The 21848-nt window shown below is 58.2% G+C and carries 22 protein-coding genes; 8 read left to right on the forward strand and 14 right to left on the reverse strand.

Going from position 1 to position 21848, the window contains the following annotated elements; translation table 11 throughout:
- Positions 1-93 precede the first annotated feature (93 nt).
- From era to rpoE, 9 genes are all read right to left on the reverse strand, one after another.
- Positions 94-996, reverse strand: coding sequence for a GTPase Era (gene era / locus K0F75_RS12110; RefSeq protein WP_219062099.1), 903 nt, complete (start codon positions 994-996; stop codon positions 94-96).
- Complete coding sequence (gene rnc / locus K0F75_RS12115) at positions 989-1678, reverse strand: ribonuclease III (protein WP_219062100.1); 690 nt, start codon at positions 1676-1678, stop codon at positions 989-991. The genes era and rnc overlap by 8 nt, the downstream gene beginning before the upstream one ends.
- Positions 1675-2052 (reverse strand): DUF4845 domain-containing protein, encoded by a 378-nt coding sequence (locus K0F75_RS12120; protein WP_219062101.1) that lies wholly within the window; start codon positions 2050-2052, stop codon positions 1675-1677. Before K0F75_RS12120 ends, rnc begins: the two co-directional genes overlap by 4 nt.
- A gap of 113 nt (positions 2053-2165) precedes the next feature.
- Positions 2166-3020: a signal peptidase I gene (gene lepB / locus K0F75_RS12125; RefSeq protein WP_219062102.1), complete on the reverse strand. Its 855-nt coding sequence runs from the start codon at positions 3018-3020 to the stop codon at positions 2166-2168.
- A gap of 5 nt (positions 3021-3025) precedes the next feature.
- A complete protein-coding gene (lepA, locus tag K0F75_RS12130; protein ID WP_219062103.1) occupies positions 3026-4825 on the reverse strand; it encodes a translation elongation factor 4 in 1800 nt (599 codons plus the stop codon).
- Between the two features lie 179 nt (positions 4826-5004).
- Positions 5005-6369, reverse strand: coding sequence for a DegQ family serine endoprotease (locus K0F75_RS12135; RefSeq protein WP_374028645.1), 1365 nt, complete (start codon positions 6367-6369; stop codon positions 5005-5007).
- Between the two features lie 369 nt (positions 6370-6738).
- Entirely contained in the window at positions 6739-7707 is a 969-nt protein-coding gene (locus tag K0F75_RS12140) for a MucB/RseB C-terminal domain-containing protein (protein WP_219062105.1), read from the reverse strand.
- An 8-nt stretch (positions 7708-7715) separates the two neighbouring features.
- Complete coding sequence (locus K0F75_RS12145; RefSeq protein ID WP_219062106.1) at positions 7716-8309, reverse strand: anti sigma-E factor RseA C-terminal domain-containing protein; 594 nt, start codon at positions 8307-8309, stop codon at positions 7716-7718.
- A gap of 31 nt (positions 8310-8340) precedes the next feature.
- A complete protein-coding gene (gene rpoE, locus K0F75_RS12150; protein WP_219062107.1) occupies positions 8341-8922 on the reverse strand; it encodes an RNA polymerase sigma factor RpoE in 582 nt (193 codons plus the stop codon).
- A 508-nt stretch (positions 8923-9430) separates the two neighbouring features.
- Between rpoE and nadB the strand changes: the two genes are divergently transcribed.
- Entirely contained in the window at positions 9431-11047 is a 1617-nt protein-coding gene (gene nadB, locus K0F75_RS12155; RefSeq protein WP_219062108.1) for an L-aspartate oxidase, read from the forward strand.
- Here the strand turns inward: nadB and K0F75_RS12160 are convergent.
- A complete protein-coding gene (locus tag K0F75_RS12160) occupies positions 11016-11483 on the reverse strand; it encodes a protein YgfX (protein WP_219062109.1) in 468 nt (155 codons plus the stop codon). The two genes, nadB and K0F75_RS12160, sit on opposite strands and share 32 nt — an antisense overlap.
- On the reverse strand, positions 11467-11721 hold the full coding sequence (locus K0F75_RS12165; protein ID WP_219062110.1) for a succinate dehydrogenase assembly factor 2: 255 nt from the start codon (positions 11719-11721) through the stop codon (positions 11467-11469). Before K0F75_RS12165 ends, K0F75_RS12160 begins: the two co-directional genes overlap by 17 nt.
- A gap of 159 nt (positions 11722-11880) precedes the next feature.
- Between K0F75_RS12165 and K0F75_RS12170 the strand changes: the two genes are divergently transcribed.
- Together K0F75_RS12170 and K0F75_RS12175 are read left to right on the forward strand one after the other, a co-directional pair.
- A complete protein-coding gene (locus K0F75_RS12170) occupies positions 11881-12822 on the forward strand; it encodes a folate-binding protein YgfZ (RefSeq protein WP_219062111.1) in 942 nt (313 codons plus the stop codon).
- A 106-nt stretch (positions 12823-12928) separates the two neighbouring features.
- Positions 12929-13750: an HDOD domain-containing protein gene (locus K0F75_RS12175; RefSeq protein WP_219062112.1), complete on the forward strand. Its 822-nt coding sequence runs from the start codon at positions 12929-12931 to the stop codon at positions 13748-13750.
- Here the strand turns inward: K0F75_RS12175 and K0F75_RS12180 are convergent.
- A complete protein-coding gene (locus tag K0F75_RS12180) occupies positions 13744-15153 on the reverse strand; it encodes a sensor histidine kinase (protein WP_219062113.1) in 1410 nt (469 codons plus the stop codon). The two genes, K0F75_RS12175 and K0F75_RS12180, sit on opposite strands and share 7 nt — an antisense overlap.
- Entirely contained in the window at positions 15146-15817 is a 672-nt protein-coding gene (locus K0F75_RS12185) for a response regulator (protein ID WP_219062114.1), read from the reverse strand. The genes K0F75_RS12180 and K0F75_RS12185 overlap by 8 nt, the downstream gene beginning before the upstream one ends.
- 226 nt (positions 15818-16043) lie before the next feature.
- Between K0F75_RS12185 and K0F75_RS12190 the strand changes: the two genes are divergently transcribed.
- The 5 genes from K0F75_RS12190 to K0F75_RS12210 all read left to right on the forward strand — a co-directional run bounded on the left by K0F75_RS12190 (position 16044) and on the right by K0F75_RS12210 (position 21430).
- On the forward strand, positions 16044-17339 hold the full coding sequence (locus K0F75_RS12190) for an OprD family porin (protein WP_219062115.1): 1296 nt from the start codon (positions 16044-16046) through the stop codon (positions 17337-17339).
- A 47-nt stretch (positions 17340-17386) separates the two neighbouring features.
- A complete protein-coding gene (locus K0F75_RS12195) occupies positions 17387-18367 on the forward strand; it encodes a tripartite tricarboxylate transporter substrate binding protein (RefSeq protein WP_219062116.1) in 981 nt (326 codons plus the stop codon).
- Positions 18368-18431: 64 nt separating this feature from the next.
- Positions 18432-18890, forward strand: a complete 459-nt coding sequence (locus tag K0F75_RS12200; RefSeq protein WP_219062117.1) for a tripartite tricarboxylate transporter TctB family protein — start codon at positions 18432-18434, stop codon at positions 18888-18890.
- A 1-nt stretch (position 18891) separates the two neighbouring features.
- Positions 18892-20406 carry a tripartite tricarboxylate transporter permease gene (locus K0F75_RS12205; RefSeq protein WP_219062118.1) on the forward strand — a complete coding sequence of 505 codons (1515 nt, stop codon included), beginning with the start codon at positions 18892-18894 and terminating at the stop codon, positions 20404-20406.
- Complete coding sequence (locus K0F75_RS12210) at positions 20399-21430, forward strand: AbrB family transcriptional regulator (RefSeq protein ID WP_219062119.1); 1032 nt, start codon at positions 20399-20401, stop codon at positions 21428-21430. Before K0F75_RS12205 ends, K0F75_RS12210 begins: the two co-directional genes overlap by 8 nt.
- On the opposite strand, the gene K0F75_RS12215 is transcribed toward K0F75_RS12210, so the two are convergent.
- A partial coding sequence (locus K0F75_RS12215) for a LysR substrate-binding domain-containing protein (RefSeq protein ID WP_257604345.1) occupies positions 21360-21848 on the reverse strand: 489 nt, incomplete at its 5' end. The genes K0F75_RS12210 and K0F75_RS12215 overlap by 71 nt on opposite strands.

The following is a 21848-nucleotide window of genomic DNA, read 5'->3' on the forward strand; positions in this document are numbered from 1 at the left end:
CAGATCGCAGCAGTAGGAAGGGCATAGCGAGGAAAAGGTGCAGCGTTGCCCGGTGATCGGCGGCGAGGCGGCCAATCACCAGGCTTATGAGGCTTACAGGTCGCCGTAGCCCAACGAACGCAGGGCGCGCTCGTCATCGGACCAGCCGCCTTTGACCTTGACCCACAGGTTGAGCATGACCTTGGAGTCAAACAGCAACTCCATGTCCCGGCGTGCGTCCGTGCCGATACGTTTGATCCGCTCACCCTTGTCGCCAATGATGATTTTTTTCTGGCCGTCACGCTCGACCAGAATCAGCGCGTGGATGTGCAGGGTCTTGCCCTGCTGCTTGAACTCTTCGATTTCCACGGTGATCTGGTACGGCAACTCGGCACCGAGCTGACGCATGATCTTCTCGCGGACCAGCTCGGCGGCCAGGAAACGGCTGCTGCGGTCGGTGATTTGATCTTCCGGGAAGAAGTGATCGTTTTCCGGCAAATGGGCGGCGATCAGGCCTTCAAGCGCTTCGAGGTTATGACCCTGCTGAGCAGAGATCGGCACGATCTGCGCGTTCGGCAACTGGCCTTGCAGCCACTCCAGATGCGGCATCAGCGCGGCTTTGTCTTCGAGGCGGTCAGTCTTGTTGATCGCGAGAATCACTGGGCCCTGCACGTATTGCACACGCTCGAGGACCATCTGGTCTTCATCGGTCCAACGGGTACGGTCAACCACGAAAATCACCACGTCGACGTCTTTCAACGCGGCCGAAGCAGTCTTGTTCATGTAACGGTTGAGCGCTTTCTCGCCGTTCTTGTGCATGCCGGGGGTATCGACGTAGACCGCCTGTACCGTGCCTTCGGTCTTGATACCGAGCATGTTGTGGCGAGTGGTCTGCGGCTTGCGCGACGTGATCGCCAGTTTTTGCCCAAGGATGTGGTTCAGCAGCGTGGACTTGCCCACGTTGGGCCGGCCAACAATGGCAACATAGCCACAGCGTGTTGCAGTTGAATCAGTCATGGCCGTTCTCCACGCCAAGGGCAATGAGTGCTGCGGCCGCTGCTACCTGTTCGGCAATACGACGGCTGACACCCTGACCCCGGCTTTTTTCATTCAATAAGTTGATCTCGCACTCGACGAAAAACGTTCGGCAGTGCGGCTCGCCCTGGATATCCACCACTTCGTAACGCGGCAGGTCACAGGCACGCGACTGGAGAAACTCCTGCAGCCGGGTTTTAGGATCTTTGTTGGTATCGACGAGGGTCAGGCTGTCGAACTCGGTGGTCAGCCAGGCCAACACACGCTCACGCGCCATGTCCATGCCCGCATCCAGGTAGATCGCACCGATCAGCGCTTCCAGGGCATCGGCCAGAATCGATTCGCGGCGAAAACCACCGCTTTTCAATTCGCCGGAGCCAAGGCGCAAGTACTCGCCCAAGTCGAAACCACGGGCCAGCAGGGCCAGTGTCTCACCCTTCACCAACCGCGCCCGCAAGCGCGACAACTGGCCTTCGCGCGCCAGAGGGAAGCGGTCGAACAAGGCTTCCCCTGCGACGAAGTTCAGAATGGCATCACCGAGGAATTCCAGACGCTCGTTATTGCGCCCGGCAAAACTACGGTGAGTCAGGGCCAGAATCATCAGTTCCTGGTCTTTAAAGGTGTAGCCGAGCTGACGCTCCAGGCGACTCAAGGAAACGCTCACGGTTTGCCCACGCTGAATTCGTGGTCGAACTTGACCACCAGATCGATATTCTGGATCAGTGGCTCACGATTCTCGTATTTCAAATGGGCGAGAAACTTGTTGTTCTCCACCGTCACACTTAACGCCTTGTTCAAATCCAAATCCCGAATGCTGTTGACCTGCATGCCTTTACTGACATGGCTGTAAAAATCGCTGACCGTTGTAATTTCCAGCGTTTTGTCGGTTTCGACCGAGCTAATGATTTTCTTCATCGACATATAGTCGAGGTAATGCGGAATCAGTTTAAAGGCCGTGCTTGCCGCAAACGCGACCAAAGCCAAAGCCAGCAACCACCCCACGAACGACAAGCCTTTCTGCGAACCGGCAGGTGTCATGTTCGACCTCAAGCGTAGCTGTTCTATGGTGCCGGCAAGGTTGGTGTTCCATTGCCATCGTTTCAACGCAGCCCAAACGACGTACGGCGCTGTTGAGTACAGCGCCGCATTGGCTACTTGATCAGACCAACCCGCGAGAAGTTCGGCAGGTGGCTCAGTTTCGGCTCAGGCCAGCTCATCCAGACAGCAAAGGCCTTGCCGACGATGTTCTTGTCGGGAACCATGCCCAGCTCATCCTTGGGAATGTTTGGATCATCCCAGAAACGGCTGTCATTCGAGTTGTCCCGGTTGTCACCCATCATGAAGTAGTGCCCGGCCGGCACAGTCCATTCATGATCTGGCGGCGCACGGTAGCGGCTCATCTCCTGGCGAATCTGGTGTTCAATGGCGCCAAGCTTCTCAAGATAAAGATCCGCGCTGCCCAAGGTCCCCGGCTCGGAGCCAATCAGCTGCTTGGCCACCAAATCACCGTTGACGAACAGACGCTTGTCGCTGGTGTAACGGATCTGATCACCTGGCAAACCGACCACACGCTTGATGTAGTTGACGGTCGGGTCGCTTGGGTAACGGAACACCATCACATCGCCGCGTTGAGGATCACCGATCCGAATCACTTTCTGATCCAGCACTGGCAGGCGAATACCGTAGGAGAACTTGTTCACCAGGATGAAGTCACCCACGTCCAGCGTTGGCTTCATCGACCCCGAAGGGATCTGGAAGGGCTCGACCAGAAATGAGCGCAGCACCAGCACGATAAACAGCACCGGAAAGAACGATTTGCCGTATTCAACCAGCAAAGGCTCTTTGTCCAGGCGTTCCAATACCGCGACATCCGGCTGGCTGACGCTGCCCTGATAAGTCGCGATGGCCGTCCGCCGGCGTGGTGCCAGAATGAGCAGATCGAGCAATGCAAGTGAACCGCATACGACGACAGCGATGACCAACAACAGCGGGAAATTGAGTGACATAGGACCTAACTATCCAACCTGAGCACTGCAAGGAAGGCTTCCTGTGGAATTTCCACGTTGCCCACTTGCTTCATGCGTTTTTTACCGGCCTTTTGCTTCTCGAGCAGTTTACGCTTACGGCTGGCATCGCCGCCGTAACATTTGGCCAGTACGTTCTTTCTGAGCGCCTTGACGGATGTACGTGCGATAACCTGACCACCAATGGCGGCCTGGATTGCCACGTCGAACATCTGCCGCGGGATCAGTTCTTTCATCTTTTCGGTCAACGCACGACCTTTAGAGTTCGCCGTATCGCGGTGCACGATCAACGCCAGAGCGTCGACTTTTTCACCGTTGATCAATACATCGAGCTTGACCAGATTTGCTGACTGATAACGGTTGAAATGGTAGTCCAGAGACGCATAACCACGGCTCACCGACTTGAGACGGTCGAAGAAGTCCAGGACCACTTCGTTCATCGGCAGGTCATAGGTCACCTGTACCTGAGTCCCCAGGAACAACATGTCGTGCTGCACACCACGTTTTTCGATGCACAGTGTAATGACGTTGCCCAGGTGCTCTTGCGGCACAAGAATATTGGCCCGCACGATCGGCTCGCGCATGTCTTCGATCACGGACTGATCTGGAAGCTTGGACGGGTTATCGACGTGAATCGTTTCACCGTTCTTCAACAGTAATTCAAAAATTACCGTTGGCGCGGTGGTGATCAGGTCCAGATCGTACTCGCGTTCCAGACGCTCCTGGATGATCTCCATGTGGAGCATGCCCAGGAATCCGCAACGGAAGCCGAAACCCAGTGCGTCGGAGCTTTCTGGCGAGTATTGCAGGGACGAGTCGTTGAGCGTCAGCTTTTGCAGCGCTTCGCGGAAGTCTTCGAAGTCATCCGAACTGACCGGGAACAGACCGGCATACACCTGCGGCTGAACACGCTTGAAGCCAGGCAGTACGTCCACGTCGGGCGTAGTGTTCAGGGTCAGGGTGTCGCCGACAGGGGCGCCGTGAATATCCTTGATGCCGGCGATGATGAAGCCTACTTCACCGGCTTTCAGGTCAACGGTCTGCGTATGCTTGGGAGAGAAAACACCCACGCTGTCGACCAAATGCACCTTGCCGGTGGACTTGACCAGGATTTTGTCGCCCTTGCGTACGCAACCGTGGCGTACACGCACCAGCGAGACAACGCCCAGGTAGTTGTCGAACCAGGAATCGATGATCAACGCTTGCAGCGGGTCTTCGATGTTGCCGGTCGGCGCAGGAATCGTGTGAACCAGACGCTCAAGCACTTCGTCGACGCCCAGACCGGTCTTGGCCGAGCATGCAACCGCGTCGGTGGCATCGATACCGATGATTTTCTCGATCTCTTCCTTGACGCGGTCCGGGTCGGCCTGCGGCAAGTCGATCTTGTTGAGTACCGGCATGACCTCAAGGCCCTGCTCGATAGCGGTGTAGCAGTTGGCGACGGACTGGGCCTCGACCCCTTGACCCGCATCGACAACCAACAGCGCGCCTTCGCAGGCGGCCAGAGACCGGCTGACTTCATAGGTGAAGTCTACGTGGCCTGGGGTGTCGATGAAGTTCAACTGGTAGGTTTTGCCGTCCAGCGCTTTGTAATACAGGGTAACGCTATGGGCCTTGATGGTGATGCCGCGTTCGCGTTCCAGGTCCATGGAATCGAGGACTTGAGCTTCCATTTCGCGCTCGGACAAGCCACCGCACATCTGAATGAAGCGGTCGGCCAGCGTCGACTTGCCATGGTCAATGTGGGCGATGATGGAGAAATTGCGGATATGACTCAAATCACTCACGGATCAACACTCAAAAAGGTTGCAGGCAGATTGCCCGCCGAAAAATAGCCGGGAATTGTACCTGATGGAAGACTGGGGCGTCACGTTCGCAGGCCACACCAGCGGTCAGTAACCGCATTCTCTGGACGACAGGCGCAAAAAAGGGCGGTGATCACCGCCCTTTTCGTCACGCCAATCTGTTACTCGGCCAATTTGAAGGTGATGAAGCTCGCTCGACCCTGACGCAGAACGCGCATGGACACGGAACGATTCTTCGGCAACTCCTTGGCAACCTCAGTGAAGTTCTTGGCCGACGTGATCGCCTGATTGTTCAGGTGCGTGATCACATCGCCCGGTTGCAAGCCGATCAAGGCCGCAGGACCGTCCTGCACTTCCTTGATGACCACGCCACCCTTGAGGTCGTAGCTTTTTTTCTGTTCAGCGGTCAGTTCGACCACCGACACGCCCAGACGATTGCTGCTGCGCTCGACGCCAGAATCCGGAACATCCATTTCCTGGCCTTCTTCGGGCAGCGCGCCGATGGTCACGGTCAAGTTTTTACGCTTGCCGTCACGGATCACTTCCAGATCGGCCTTGCTGCCGTCTTTCAGATTGCCGACCAGATGCGGCAAATCGGCAGACATCACAATCGGCTGACCATTGGCACTGAGGATAACGTCACCCACCTGCACGCCGCCTTTCGCGGCCGGACCGTTTTCCAACACCTGAGCCACCAGCGCACCGGCCGGTTTATCCAGACCGAAGGACTCAGCCAGGTCTTTGTTGACCTCCTGAATCACCACGCCCAGCCAGCCACGATTGACCTTGCCGCCCGCTTTCAACTGGCTCGCGACATCCATCGCGACGTCGATCGGGATGGCAAACGACAAGCCCATGAAACCACCGGAGCGGGTGAATATCTGGGAGTTGATCCCGACCACTTCGCCAGACATGTTAAACAGCGGGCCGCCGGAGTTACCCGGGTTGATCGCCACGTCGGTCTGGATAAACGGTACATAAGTATCGTTCGGCAGGCTGCGGCCCTTGGCGCTGACGATACCCTTGGTTACCGAGTGATCGAAGCCGAAGGGCGAACCGATGGCCAGCACCCACTCACCGACTTTCAGTTTTTCGGAGTTGCCAATCTTGACGATCGGCAGGTCTTTGCCTTCGATCTTCAGGACCGCGACATCCGTGCGAGGATCTGTGCCGATCAATTTGGCCTTCAACTCGCTGCGGTCGGAAAGACGCACGAGAATCTCATCCGCGCCGTCGATGACATGGTTGTTGGTCAACACATAACCGTCGGCAGAAATAATAAAGCCGGAGCCCAGAGACTGGGTTTCGCGCTGGCGATCACCTTTGGGCGTGCGTTGCCCCTTGGGTATGTTGCGCTCAAAAAACTCGCGAAGCTGCGGTGGCAGCCCTTCCAGGTCCGGCATTTGATTGCTCACGGTGGAGCGCTCAGGCATTTTCTGGCGGGTACTGATGTTCACCACGGCGGGCGAGGCTTGCACAACCAGATCGGTGAAGTCAGGCAAGGCTTCCGCTTGCGCGGCGGCCATCTGGCCCAGTATCAGGACTGCGGTGACAATTGACAGATAAGACTTCAAGCGTGGAATCAACATACGGCTCCCGTTCACAACGAGCATGGTTAAACAGTACGGACCAAGTGGCCCGAGGAGCATGGGCACATCACAAGCAACCGCTGCGCGTCTCCTCGGGGCATTTTTTTACCCCAGAAACGACGAAGGCCAAAGCTGCCAAGCCATGACCTATAAAAAAAATCGAAGTTTTTTGCAACCTGGAAGTATCACCAAACATGTCAGCATCTCGGCCGCAAGACAAGCACAGGCTTGCCTCGCAGAGAAAACAGCCGGGCATGAACATCTCTCATTCCAGGCACCGCCTCCTGCTCTCGCTTACCCAGCCGTTCACTTGGTGACCTGCCTGGTTTGGTCATCCACGCTGCGCATCGAGAGCGCAATCCGCTCTGCGGTGCCTATCGGTATCTCTCCCACCACCGTAACCATGGCGTCTCCGACAGCTGTCGTCACCCGACGCGATACTGCCACTGTCGGACCGAGCTGGGTCCGGATATCAGTAACAGCAGCCCCGTTCAATGGCTCGATAAAAACCGAGAATCGTGCAAGACCGTCGTCGTACATCAAGCTAGTCACCAAAGCCTTGGTAACGGGGTCCTTGCGCGCTGCGCTGCTGCTCAACTCGAAGCCGTCCGGCAACCAGTCGGAGCGCCACGTGGAACGCGTATTGGGGGCGTCGTCCTTGGTTTTGACCGTTTGTACCGGCTTGCAATCAGAACTGACTTCAAGCATTTGATCGGTCGGGACGTCCCGGGTATCAAGCTCGGTAAACTGGAAGCGCTCGAGCAATTGACCTTTGTCGTTCAACAGCAACGATTTCAAAGGCAATGCTGTTTCGCTGTCCAGGTGCAATTCGATGCCGTAGCGGTGTTGATCTCGAGGCGTCATCGAAACGATGATCGCATTACGACCCGCGACCCGCGATTTCCCGACGACTTTCATGTCATACCAGACAGACAGTTTTTTCGAGTCGAGAGCCCGTGCCGACGAATCGCGCACATTGGCCACACCCGGTACAAGCGTGCCGCTGACGCATTGGGTAAGCCCATCGACGCGCAGCACTTCCTGTGCAGAACCATCCAGCTGAAGCAGATGCTCACGAACTTTGCCATCGATCACACGATGCCAAATACGATGGGTAGAGAAACTACCGTTACGCTCGTAAACGAAAGTGCCTTGGAAACTTTGTGTTTGCTCAGCCTGCGCAAGACGCTTGAGCATGTCTTGCGCGTCATCGGCATGCGCTGGAAGAACCAGCCATCCACCGAGTAGAAGCGGTAATAGAGGGATGGCGCGCATGATCCTCCTTAACGGTTTTCCAGGCTGGCAGCACGAGCATATGGCAGGGCGCTTTCAGTGCCCTTCAAAGCGGCTTGCTGAGCATGTTGACGCAGATAGCCTGGCAGACGCTGATCATGCCAGCCAGCCTGACCTTGCAAAACACCACTGGCCATCGGACCCGGGGCTTGCTCGGCGCTTTCATTATAGCCGGCCAATACTGCTGGGCCTTTTACTTGGGGTACCGACAGATTCGCTGGCTGAGCGGCTTGCTGAGCCAATTCGACACCCGCGATATCGTCCTGATTGTACAAACGTACACCGGCCAATACAGCAACGGTTACCGATGCGGCAACTGCCAGGCGACCCAAGCTGCGCCAAGGGCTACGGCTTGCTTTCAGCGGAGTGACTTCATCGGCGATCGCAGCAGAAACAGCCGCCGAGATATCCAGATGAGGCAGCAACAAGTCTTTGTGCATGGCTGCACGGGCAACTTGATAACGCGACCATGTGGCACGTGTATCCGCATCGCCGAAGGCATTCAATACCCGGCGCAATTCCAATTCGTCCGCTTCGTTATCCATCACCGCGGACAGCGATTCCTGCAGGGCTTCACGACTCATGGCGGTTCCTCTCTTGGCTATCGCCGCTGTCTCAGGAGTCCTGCAACAAGGGTTGCAGGGCTTTGTCTATGGCTTCCCGAGCGCGGAAAATGCGAGAGCGCACGGTACCCACCGGACACTGCATGACGCTCGCAATGTCCTCGTAACTCAGACCATCGAATTCACGTAAAGTTAGGGCTGTCCGCAAATCTTCTGGAAGTAACTGGATAGTTCGATGGACAGTGCCCTCGATCTCATCCCTCAACAATGCGCGCTCTGGCGACTCGATATCCTTGAGGCCATGATCGCCATCGTAGAACTCCGCGTCTTCAGACCTTACATCGCTATCGGGTGGTCGCCGACCGCGCGACACCAAATAGTTTTTTGCCGTATTAATAGCGATGCGGTACAGCCATGTATAAAAGGCGCTGTCGCCGCGAAAATTACCCAGTGCACGATAAGCCTTGATAAAGGCCTCCTGTGCAACATCCTGCGCTTCATGGGTGTCGTGCACGAATCGCACGATCAAACCAAGAATCTTGTGCTGGTATTTCAGCACGAGCAGATCAAAAGCTCGCTTGTCGCCGCGTTGTACGCGCTCGACCAGCTGCTGATCTTCTTCCTGGGTCAACATGAACGCTCCTCATTGAAGCTGAAGGAGTGTTGCATCAACCCTTGAACAGGCTTGCAAACATAGACTCGGGCTTTGCGCAAAAGTTCTCCCCTCTCAGCAAGTTTCCTGCGGGCAGTCATTAGACCCGCACGAAAAACGCAGCCCGGACATGGCCGGCTGCGTGAATAATCTTGTCGTCGAATACGCGCGTGGTGGAAGCTGCTTTTGACCCCCCGCAAATACCCAACATGTTCCTTTATGGGCAACCTGCTATTGAGCCCGGGCGTGCATGAAAAGTTCCCTGGTTTCGCGCTCAGGTGTAAGAAGCTCACGGCGGCTCTCGAGTAAACGCTGATTCCGCCCTGAAACAATCGCAACACCGACCCTTTCGCAGGGAAAACGGTATGCATCATCGTTCCGACTGGAGCACAATCCCAGCCCGCCGTGGTTTCACAATGCCATAAAGGCGAGGCTATTGTGCCGATCCACCCCTCTATATACTAGTGGCCGCCAAGCTCGGAATTCAGACATGAGCCAACATTTTCAACACGACGTCCTGGTGATTGGCAGCGGTGCCGCAGGGCTGAGCCTTGCGCTAACTTTACCGAGCCATTTACGCGTTGCCGTTTTGAGCAAGGGCGACCTGGCCAGCGGCTCGACATTCTGGGCCCAGGGCGGTGTTGCGGCCGTGCTGGACGACACCGACACCGTGCAATCCCACGTCGAAGACACCCTCAATGCAGGCGGCGGCCTGTGCCATGAAGACGCTGTGCGCTTCACCGTCGAGCACAGCCGCGAGGCCATTCAGTGGCTGATTGACCAAGGCGTGCCGTTTACTCGCGATGACCAGTCAGCCACGGAAGACGGCGGTTTCGAGTTTCACCTGACCCGAGAAGGTGGCCACAGCCATCGGCGCATCATCCACGCTGCCGATGCGACAGGCGCTGCGATTTTCAAAACCCTGCTCGCGCAAGCCCGGCTCAGGCCCAACATTGAGCTACTGGAACAGCGCGTCGCGGTCGACCTGATCACCGAACGTCGTTTGGGTCTGGACGGTCAACGCTGCCTGGGCGCCTACGTGCTCAATCGCGCCACCGGCGAAGTCGACACCTACGGCGCGCGCTTTACCGCACTGGCGTCCGGTGGCGCGGCAAAGGTTTACCTGTACACCAGCAACCCCGACGGGGCCTGCGGTGACGGCATCGCGATGGCTTGGCGCTCCGGGTGCCGGGTAGCGAATCTGGAATTCAACCAGTTCCACCCGACCTGCCTGTATCACCCACAAGCCAAAAGCTTTCTGGTAACCGAAGCCCTGCGCGGAGAAGGCGCCTGGCTAAAGCTGCCGAGCGGCGAGCGTTTCATGCAGCGCTTTGACCCTCGGGCCGAACTGGCGCCACGAGATATCGTGGCCCGGGCTATCGACCATGAGATGAAGCGTCTGGGCGTTGATTGCGTCTACCTGGACATCAGCCATAAACCGGCAGAGTTCATCAAGACCCATTTCCCGACGGTCTACGAGCGATGCCTTGAGTTTTCCATCGACATCACCAAGCAGCCGATCCCGGTGGTGCCGGCCGCGCATTACACGTGTGGCGGCGTGATGGTCAACGAACAGAGCCGCACCGACGTGCCGGGCCTTTATGCCATCGGCGAAACCAGTTTCACCGGCCTGCACGGCGCCAACCGCATGGCCAGTAATTCGTTGCTGGAATGCTTCGTCTATGCCCGATCTGCCGCAGCCGACATCATCGAGCAACTGCCCAATGTGCCCCTCCCTGAAGGACTGCCTACCTGGGATGCCAGCCAGGTCACCGACTCCGACGAAGACGTGATCATCGCCCACAACTGGGATGAGTTGCGGCGGTTCATGTGGGACTACGTGGGTATCGTGCGCACCAATAAGCGCTTGCAGCGCGCCCAGCATCGGGTTCGCTTGCTGCTGGACGAGATCGACGAGTTCTACAGCAACTATAAAGTCAGCCGCGACCTGATCGAACTGCGCAACCTGGCGCAAGTGGCAGAGTTGATGATCCGCTCGGCCATGGAGCGCAAGGAATCTCGGGGTCTGCACTACACGCTGGACTATCCAGAGATGCTGCCAGAGGCCCTGGACACTATTCTGGTGCCGCCCACCTACGTCGGCTGAACTTCAACCGCACGCGCAAACGCCGGTGTACTTCCGGCGCCAGCGCGTCGTGTGGGATGCACACACTGCGCACTCGCCGCCCGGCGACGCCTGACGCTCCTGCCAGACGAAAACGCACCACCACCGCCAAGGGCAGCGCCAGGCTGTCTCGACGCAACTGCACCGCCTTCCAGCCTGAACGAGCACTCCAAAGCTGCCAGCCGTCGGCATCACGGCGTAAACCGGTAAACGCCGACGAGCTGCTCAGCAAAATGAAGCGCGGCAACGCCCAGCCCCCATGAATCAGGCACAGCAAGACACCGAGCGCGCCTGCCCAGTCGGGAACATCAAGAAAATATAACGAAACCAGGGCCAACGCCTGAGCGATCAGATAAGCCGTCAGCAGGAGCCGTGAGGCCTGCCAACGGCATTCGAAACGATCACTTCGGCTGGACACGATCCAGAATCATGCGAACCATGCGCTGCAGTTCCGGATCTTCAGATTCGGCGCGCTGCATGAACCAGCCGAACATATCCTGGTCTTCACACGTCAGCAATTTGCGATAAAGATCGCGATCTTCGGCGTTAAGGGTGGGATAAACCTCCCTTACAAAAGGTACCAGCAACACGTCCAGCTCAAGCATGCCACGACGGCTGTGCCAATAAAGCCGGTTGAGTTCAACGTCATCGACCATGGAGCGCTCCTCAAATAGGCGGCAAGTATACAGGCGCAGTTCCAGAAGGCGCACTGCGCTTTGGTCGCAGCAGTTTTCAACGACGTGTGATCACGCCTGTACCCATTCTGCGGACACGGCACTATCATGGTGCCCAGACTTTTTACTCTGCGATGACCAATGGCCGACTCAGCTTTTTTCTGCACGCTGTCCCACGAGGGCATTCTCGCCGTCCGCGGCCCTGACGCCAGCAAATTCCTACAGGGCCAATTGAGCTGCAATCTCAATTACCTGAACGACACCACCGCGACCCTGGGTGCACGCTGCACGCAGAAAGGCCGCATGCAATCGAGCTTTCGCATTCTGCTTGAAGGCGATGGCTGCCTGCTGGCGATGGCGTCTGAACTGATTGAGCCGCAGTTGGCTGATTTAAAGAAATATGCGGTGTTCTCCAAATCAAAACTGACCGACGAAAGCCCTGCCTGGGTCCGTTTCGGCCTCAGCAACGGCGACGACGCACTGAAGAGCCTGGGTCTGGACGTGCCACACGCGTCTGACAGCGTGGCACGGGCCAATGGCCTGATCGCCATTCGCGTATCCCCGGCCCGCGCCGAACTGTGGGTGCCGGCCGATCAGGCCGAAAACGTCCAGGCTCGTCTTGCCACGCAACTGCCTCAGGGCACATTGAATGACTGGCTGCTGGGTCAGATTCGCGCCGGTATCGGTCAAGTGCTAGGCGGTACTCGGGAAACCTTCATTCCGCAGATGATCAACCTGCAAGCCGTGGGCGGCGTGAGCTTCAAGAAAGGCTGCTACACCGGCCAGGAAATCGTCGCGCGCATGCAGTACCTGGGCAAACTCAAGCGACGGCTGTATCGCTTGACCCTGACTGGCGCTGAAATCCCCGAGCCTGGCACCCCACTGTTCTCGCCGGTTCATGCCAGCGCCGTGGGCGAAGTCGTGATTGCCGCGCAGGCAACCCACGGTATCGAACTGTTGGCGGTGTTGCAGGCCGATGCAGTGGAGGACGGCAATATCCGACTCGGCGCCCTGGAAGGCCCGGCGCTGCTGTTGACCGACCTGCCTTATACATTGGACGCCAAGCTCGAAACCCAGCGCTGATCGCGGCAAGTACCCTCTTCCCCGCTCAAACCAAAACCCCGGAAAATCACCCCAGGCGCTCATCGAGCGCTTGGGGCTCGGATCACGCAATACCAAGAGATTCGACATGAGCGACATGGCTGACAACGTGCAAGCGGACTTGATCAAGGCGATCAATAACGATGCGCTGTTTCTGCCAACACTGCCGGAAGTTGCGCTGAAAATTCGTCTCGCCGCCGAAAATCCTGACATCAGCGTCAGCGAACTGAGCAAGGTAATCGGCGGCGATACCGCACTTTCAGCACGCCTGATCAAAGTAGTGAACAGCCCGCAGATGCGCGCCAGTGTCGAGGTCAGCGACCTGCACACCGCCATCACCCGGCTGGGGATCAATTACAGCTGCAATCTGGCGATCGGACTGGTAGTGGAGCAGATGTTCCAGGCCAAATCCAAGGTGGTGGAGCGCAAGATGCGCGATATCTGGAAACAAAGCCTGCAAGTGGCGGGTATCAGCTACAAGCTGTGCCGCACCTACTCGAAGCTTAAACCGGATCAAGCGACCTTGGCGGGCATGGTGCACCTGATTGGCGTACTGCCAATCCTGACGTACGCCGAAGACCATTACGAACTGCTCTCTGACTCCGTCAGCCTCAACCATGTGATCGAGCATATTCATCCGATAATCGGCGAAAAACTGCTCATCAGCTGGGAATTCCCCGAGCCGCTCGCCAAGGTGCCGGGGCAGTTCCAGGATTTCACCCGCCAATCGGAGTGTGCCGATTACGTCGATCTGGTGCAGATTGCAACGGTGCACAGCTACCACGGCACCAGCCATCCTTACGCTGAAATTGAACTGAGCAGCTTGCCTGCCTTCGCCCGGCTGGGTCTGGACCTTGGTGATGGCCGCCTTGTTTCCGAAATGGATGAAGCCATGAACATGCTCTATTGAGCGCCGTTTTGAACAGGGACAAAACTCACCCGCACCTTCAAACCGCCTTCGGCACCGTCATGCAGGCTGATCTGCGCCAGATGTGCGCGACAGATCTCGCCGACAATCGCCAAACCCAAGCCTGACCCCGCACCCTGTTGATGACGCCGATAGAAGCGTTCAAACACCCTTTCACGCTCTGCTTCGGGGATCCCGGGGCCGTCGTCCTCGACTTCAAGGATACAGGGCGCCCTCACCCGCAGAATCACGTTGCCACCTGACGGCGTATGCGCCAGGGCGTTATCCACCAGATTGCTCAGCAATTCGTTGAGCAATGTCGGCTCGCCGCGCAGCCACACAGGGTCTTCGGCCTCCAGCGCCAACGCAACACCACGCGCATGGGCCAGCGGCGCCATCGCCATGCCTAACTCGCGAGCCAGTTGGCTCAAGTCGAGCAACTGGGCGCCCCCTTCAGCAATCGCCCGCGCACCGTTTTCGATACGCGCCAGAGACAGTAATTGATTGGCCAGATGCGTCAGGCGATCAGTGCCCTGCGCAGCTGATTCCAAGGTGGTGCGCCAGTTTGCCGGATCGGTATCACGCAACCCCAGCTCGATGCGCGCCTTGAGCGCGGCTAATGGTGTGCGTAACTCATGGGCGGCATCCGCGATGAATTGCGCCTGACGCTCAAACTGCACGCGCAGGCGTTCGGTGAAGTGATTGAGCGCCCCCACCAGCGGGCGCAACTCACGCTGGACTTCCACCAGCGGCAACGCGCTTAGATCGTCGGGCTGGCGCTCTTCGACCGCAGTACGCAAACGCTCCAGCGGGCGCAACGCGGCACTGACGGTGAACCATACCAACACCAATGCGCCCATGCCGAGCATGCCCAGACGCAATAACGTGTCAGCCATCAGGCTGCGCGCCATACGCACCCGGGCTTCCTCCGTCTCGGCCACGCGAATTTCGGCCATACCGTTCATGTTCGGTTCGCTGACCGGCTTGAGCAGGCTGACCACCCGTACGTCCTGCCCCTGATACCGCCCATTGTAGAAGCTCGCCAACGCCGGGTAGTCATCCGTGCGCAGGGTGCCCGGCGGCGGCGCTGGAAGGTTTTCATAGCCAGAGATCAGCTTTTTGTTGATGTCGTTGACCTGGTAATAGATCCGCCCCGCACTGTCATACGCAAAGGTGTCCAACGCGACATAGGGCACATCGGCGCTCAAACCGCCGTCGCGCTGCGAAAGCCCGGCGGCAATGGTTCGCGCCGACGCCAGCAAGGTTCGGTCATAGGCGGTGTCGGCCACTTCGCGACCATTCCAGTAAGCGCTCAAGCCGCTGGCCAACATCAATACAGTGAGCAGCAGACCCAGGTTCCACAACAACCGCCAGCGCAGGCTGCTGTGGGTGAGCAGCCTAAGCATCACGGCTTTCCAGCAAGTAACCAAGACCGCGGAACGTGACGATGCCGACAGACTGACCATCAAGCTTTTTGCGCAGGCGGTGCACGTAGATTTCAATGGCATCGGGGCTGGCGTCTTCATCGAGGCCGAACACTTGCGCCGCCAACTGTTCTTTACTCATCACCCGGCCAGGTCGGGCGATCAGCGCCTCAAGCACTGCCTGCTCACGAGACGTGAGGGCCAACAGCTCCTCGCCAAGGGTGAAGCGCCGAGTGTCGAGGTCATAGACCAGCACCCCGCAACGCTGCTGGCGTTCGCCGCCGAGCACGCTACGGCGGAGCAACGCCTTGACCCGTGCTTCCAGTTCGGTAAGTTCAAAGGGTTTGGCCAAATAGTCATCGGCACCCAGATTGAGGCCATGCACACGGTCTTTGACATCGCTACGCGCGGTCAGCATCAGCACCGGCAGATTCTTGCCTCGGGCACGCAAGCGGCCCAACACGTCAAAACCGTCCATGCGTGGCAAGCCCACGTCCAGAATCGCGACCGCGTATTCCTCAGTGCTCAAGGCCAGATCGGCGGCCACTCCATCGTGCAGAACGTCCACGGTCAACCCCATATTTTTAAGGGCTTGAGCCACGCTTTCAGCTAATTGCAGATGGTCTTCGACGAGAAGAACACGCATCGACTTCTCCAGATTCTTAGGCTTATAGGGCCCGGAGTTTACAGCCGCATCGCTGACTGTGAAGCACAGAAAAAAATCAACGGCGGCTGAAAGACCGCTGAAAGGTTAGTGAAAGCTTCACCTTCTAGCATCGAACTGCGGTGGGTAATGCCTGCCGAAAACTGAAAAGCGCCTCGAAGCGTTTTCAGAGGTTTTATTAAAAATAATAACAACAACGGAGTACTTCATGACGCTGTCCTTGCAGCCTCAGGCCGCCTCGCCTGCTCGTTCCCTTCGCCTAACCCCCTCCGCGCTTGCCAGCGCCGTTGCCCTTACCGGTTTCAGCCCGCTCAGTTACGCCGATTTTATCGACGACAGCAGCGCCAGCCTGGAAACCCGCAACATGTACTTCAACCGCGATTTCCGCGACGGCACCAGCGCCCAGCAATCCAAGCGCGACGAGTGGGCCCAGGGCTTTATCCTCAACGTCCAGTCGGGCTACACCGCAGGCACCGTCGGGTTCGGCCTGGACGCCATTGGCATGTTGGGGGTCAAGCTCGACTCAAGCCCGGATCGCACTGGCACCGGCCTGCTACCGACCCACGACAACGGCCGCGCCGCCGACGAATATTCCAAGTGGGGCCTGACGGGCAAGATGAAAATCTCAGCCACCGAACTGAAAGTCGGCACGCTGATCCCTGAGCTGCAAACGTTGAAGCCCAATGACGGGCGCATCCTGCCGCAGACCTTCGAAGGCGGCATGCTCACCTCCAAAGAGTTCAAGAACCTGACTTTTACCGGCGGTCGCCTGGAGAAGGTCAAGGACCGCGATGACACCAGCAGCGAAGACATCGCGCTGAACAACAAGAACAAACGCTTCACCGGCACAGTGATGGGTGATCACTTCGACATGGCCGGGTTTGATTACAAACTCACCGACAAAATCACTGCCAGCTATCACTTTGCTCAACTTGATCAGGTCTACGACCAGCACTTTGTCGGCCTTGTCGCCTCGCAACCCGTGGGCCCCGGCACCCTGGCCACTGATGTGCGTCTCGCGGTCAGCGGCGACCAGGGTTCGGCTCGCGGCGGTAACATCGACAACAAATCGCTCAACGGCATCGTCAGCTATGCCCTCAGCGGCCACAAATTCAGTGCCGGTTATCAACACATGTCCGGTGATAACGCCGTTCCGTACATCGATGGCAGCGACCCCTTCCTGGTCAACTTTGTACAAATCGGTGATTTCGCCGAAGCCAACGAGCATTCCTGGCAAGCGCGTTACGACTATGACTTCGCCAAGCTGGGCGTCCCCGGCCTGACATTCATGAGCCGCTACGTCAGTGGTGACAACGCTAAAGTGGCGAGCCATGACGGCGAAGGCAAAGAGTGGGAACGCAACAGCGAAATCAAATATGTGGTACAGAGCGGCGCGCTGAAAAACGTCGCCGTGCGCCTGCGCAACGCGACATACCGGTCGAACTTCGCTCGGGACGCCGATGAAGTACGCCTGCTGGTCAGTTACACGGTCGCGATCTGGTAACCGTTAGAACAGCTGAGCCCAAAATAACAACTCCCCTGGAGACAACAATGACTTTATCTTTGCGTCGTTTCGCCCTCGCTGCCAGCTGCATGTTAGTGGCGACCCAACTGATCGCGGCTGAACCCAAGCGCCCGGAATGCATCGCGCCGGCCTCGCCGGGGGGCGGATTTGACCTGACCTGCAAGCTGGCACAGAGCGCGCTGGTCAACGAAAAGCTGCTGAGCAAACCGATGCGCGTGACCTACATGCCCGGCGGTGTCGGCGCAGTGGCCTACAACGCAGTGGTTGCCCAGCGACCGGCCGACGCCGGCACGCTGGTGGCCTGGTCCAGCGGCTCGCTGCTGAACCTGGCGCAGGGCAAGTTCGGCCGCTTCGATGAGAACGCCGTGCGCTGGCTCGCGGCGGTCGGCACCAGCTATGGCGCCATCGCGGTGAAAAGCGACTCGCCCTACAAGAACCTCAATGACCTGGTCGAAGCGCTGAAAAAAGACCCGAGCAAAGTGGTGATCGGCTCCGGGGGCACCGTCGGCAGCCAAGACTGGATGCAGACCGCCCTGATCGCCAAGGCCGCGGGCATCAACCCGCGCGACCTGCGCTATGTCGCCCTTGAAGGCGGCGGTGAAATCGCCACTGCGTTGCTCGGCGGCCACATTCAAGTGGGCAGCACCGACATCTCCGACTCCATGCCGCACATCCTCAGCGGAGACATGCGCTTGCTCGCCGTGTTCTCCGAAAAGCGCCTGGACGAGCCGGAAATGAAAGACATCCCGACCGCCAAGGAACAAGGCTACGACATCGTCTGGCCGGTGGTACGCGGCTTCTACCTCGGGCCTAAAGTCAGCGACGAAGACTACGCGTGGTGGAAAGCGGCCTTCGACAAGCTGCTGGCCTCCGATGACTTCGCCAAGCTGCGTGACCAGCGCGAACTGTTCCCCTTTGCCATGACGGGCCCGGAACTGGACGCGTACGTGAAAAAACAGGTCGCCGACTACAAGATCCTGGCCAAGGAATTCGGCCTGATTCAGTGATTGAACTCAATTGATATCAGTGGTTGCGTCGCCCATTCGCGGCGATGCAACACAGGAGTTACCCATGCTCTTACAACGAATTTTCGCCTCGGCGTTGCTGCTGGCTTGCGTCGGCCTTGCGCTGATGGCCTGGCCTTATCAGGCCGCATTTTCCTATGAACCTGTAGGACCTCGGGCGTTTCCCCTACTGATGTTGGGACTGATGGGCTTGGGCTTGCTGTACATGCTGTTTCGCCCGACACCCCTCGTCCACAGCGAAGAGGACCCTCAACTGGACCGCCCTACCCTGATCAAAATCGCCGCCTGCACGGTGTTGCTCCTTATTTTCGCCGGCCTGTTCGAACCCTTGGGCTTCATCCTCAGCAGCATCCTGATCGGCATCCCCATGGCCCGCCTGTACGGCGGTCGCTGGAAGCTGAGCGTGGTGGTCGTGACCTTGATCAGCGTCGGCCTTTACCTGTTGTTCGATAAAGCCATGGACGTTCCGTTGCCGTTGGGCCTGCTCGACGTTCTGGAGAATTAATGTGGACACTTTTAGCTACCTGAGCCAAGGCTTCGGCGTTGCGCTGACCCCTTACAACTTGATCACCGCCCTGTGTGGCACCCTGATTGGCACCGTTGTCGGCCTACTGCCCGGCCTTGGCCCGATCAATGGCGTGGCGCTGTTGATCCCTATCGCGTTCGCCCTCGGGTTACCCCCTGAGTCGGCGTTGATCCTGCTGGCCGCGGTGTACCTGGGCTGCGAATACGGCGGCCGGATCAGCTCGATCCTGCTGAACATTCCAGGCGAAGCGTCCACCGTGATGACCACCCTCGATGGTTACCCGATGGCTCGCCAGGGCCTGGCCGGTGTCGCCTTGTCGCTGTCGGCATGGAGCTCGTTTATCGGTGCGTTCATTGCCACCTGCGGCATGGTGCTGTTCGCCCCTTTGCTGGCGAAGTGGGCGATTGCCTTCGGACCGGCGGAATATTTCGTACTGATGGTGTTCGCGATCGTCTGCCTCGGCGGCATGGCCGGTGATCGTCCGCTGAAGACCTTTATCGCGGCGCTGATCGGGCTGTTCCTGTCCACGGTCGGCATCGACGCCAACAGCGGTGTGTACCGTTTTACCGGCGACAATATCCACCTGACTGACGGGATTCAGTTCGTGGTGTTGGTTCTGGGGCTGTTCTCGATCAGCGAAATTCTATTGCTGCTGGAAAAAACCCATCGCGGGCAAGAGGCGGTCAAAGCCACCGGCCGCATGATGTTCAACTTCAAAGAGGCCAGCTCGGTGTTCGTGGTGAACCTGCGTTGCGGTGTACTAGGTTTCATCATGGGCGTGCTGCCGGGTGCCGGCGCGACACTGGCCAGCGCCGTGGCCTACATGACCGAGAAGCGTCTGGCGGGCAAGTCCGGCAAATTCGGACAGGGTGACATACGCGGCCTCGCGGCCCCGGAAACCGCCATCGGCGGTGCGGCATGTGGCGCGCTGGTGCCGATGCTGACCCTCGGCGTTCCAGGCTCGGGCACTACGGCAGTGATGATCGGCGCGTTGTCGCTGTACAACATCACACCCGGCCCTTTGCTGTTTCAACAGCAGCCCGACATCGTTTGGGGCCTGATCGCCTCGTTGTTCGTCGCCAACGTCATGCTGGTGATCCTCAACATCCCGATGATCCGCATCTTCACCCGAATCCTCGCCGTGCCGAACTGGGCGCTGGTGCCGGTGATCGCGATCATCACTGCGATTGGCGTCTACGCTGTGCATGCCACCACCTTCGACCTGTTCTTGATGGTCGGCATCGGTATCTTCGGTTACATCCTGCGCAAGATGGACTTCCCTCTGTCGCCGGTACTGCTGGGCTTTATCCTCGGTGGCTTGATGGAACAGAACCTGCGCCGTGCCCTGTCGATCTCGAACGGTGCGCTGGAGATCCTTTGGTCCAGCCCGATTACATTCGGGATATGGGTGCTGACGGCCATCATGCTGTTGATGCCTATCGTGCGGATCTGGCGCAAGCGCTCCCTGCAGCGGCGTGCCGTGGCTAATGTCTGATCGCCCCTTAAACACGTGGTGGGGAACCCCGCTGGTCGGCCTGCTGGGCGGTTACCTCGCCAGCCAGGTCGGCTGGCCGCTGCCGTGGATGGTGGGCTCGCTGCTGGCGATCATCCTGGTGCGCTGCCTGACGCCCTGGCAACTGGCGGAAATCCCCGGAGGACGTAAAGGCGGGCAGTGGATTGTCGGGATTGGCATCGGCCTGCACTTCACGCCGGTTGTCATCGAACAGGTCATGTCGCATTTCGGCCTGATCTTCTTCGGTGCGCTGGTCACCAGTGTTTCCAGCGTGGTCGGAGTCTGGCTGATGCGACGTAGCGGCGAAGATCGCGCAACGGCGTTCTTCTCCAGCATGCCGGGTGGCTCTGGCGAAATGGTCAACCTCGGGGCGCGCAACGGCGCGATCCTCAGCAGCGTCGCGGCGGGACAGAGTTTGCGAGTGTTGATGGTCGTGCTGTGCGTGCCTGCACTGTTCAAGTACCTGCTGGGCGACGGTGCGCCTGCATCGAATCCGGCAGCCGTCGACTGGCCCTGGCTGCTGGTGCTGTTTCCCGCAGGCGGACTGCTGGCGTGGCTCTGGCAACGGCTGAAGCAACCCAATCCGTGGCTGTTCGGACCGCTATTGCTCAGTGCGGCTGTGAGCATCACTTGGGACTTGCACATCGGCTTACCGCAAGGCGGCAGCCAGATCGGCCAATGGCTGATCGGCAGAGGCCTGGGCTGCCATTTCAATCGCTCGTTCTTTCGGCGAGCGCCGTCGTTTATTGGCCGAACGTTGCTGGGCACCGCACTGACCATGCTGATCGCCGCCCTCGCCGCGTTAGGCCTGAGTGCGCTGACCCATCTGGATCTGCGCTCATTGACCCTGGGCATGATGCCCGGCGGCATCGCCGAAATGAGCCTGACAGCAGAAGTCTTGCAACTGTCGGTGCCGCTGGTCACGGCAATGCAGGTCATGCGCCTGCTGTTTGTGCTGTTCCTCGCCGAGCCGCTGTTTCGGCATTGGGATAAGCGGGCTGAGTAGAGATTACTTGATCACTAATCGACATCAAACTGAAATATGAGCGAACTATTTCAGCAAAGCAAGAAGCCAAAGAAGATTCGCCATGGTCATGGTAGGCCATTGAAATTTCGAGACTATCTAATAATGGAAACCCATCGGAGCGACTCAATGTGCGCAAATCCGGTGCAGCCGTGCTAGCAAGGAGAGCCGAGACTGAACATCCAGAACGTACAGCGGCTAATATCCCCGCATGGCTAGTGCTGTGAAAGTTTATGCAGTAATCTTTATGGACGCCAGCCAGTGCCTCAATTGCAATATTTCTGTCAGCACAACCCTCCGTAAACAAGGCAAGGGGGACTGGACTATTTTGATAAATATTACTATCTTTTGCACACACCCATCGCAGAGGCTCAATATGTACCCGCTCTGATTCATAACC

Origin of the sequence: Pseudomonas sp. UMAB-08 (assembly GCF_900095225.1) — a bacterium.
In the GTDB taxonomy this organism is placed as follows: domain Bacteria; phylum Pseudomonadota; class Gammaproteobacteria; order Pseudomonadales; family Pseudomonadaceae; genus Aquipseudomonas.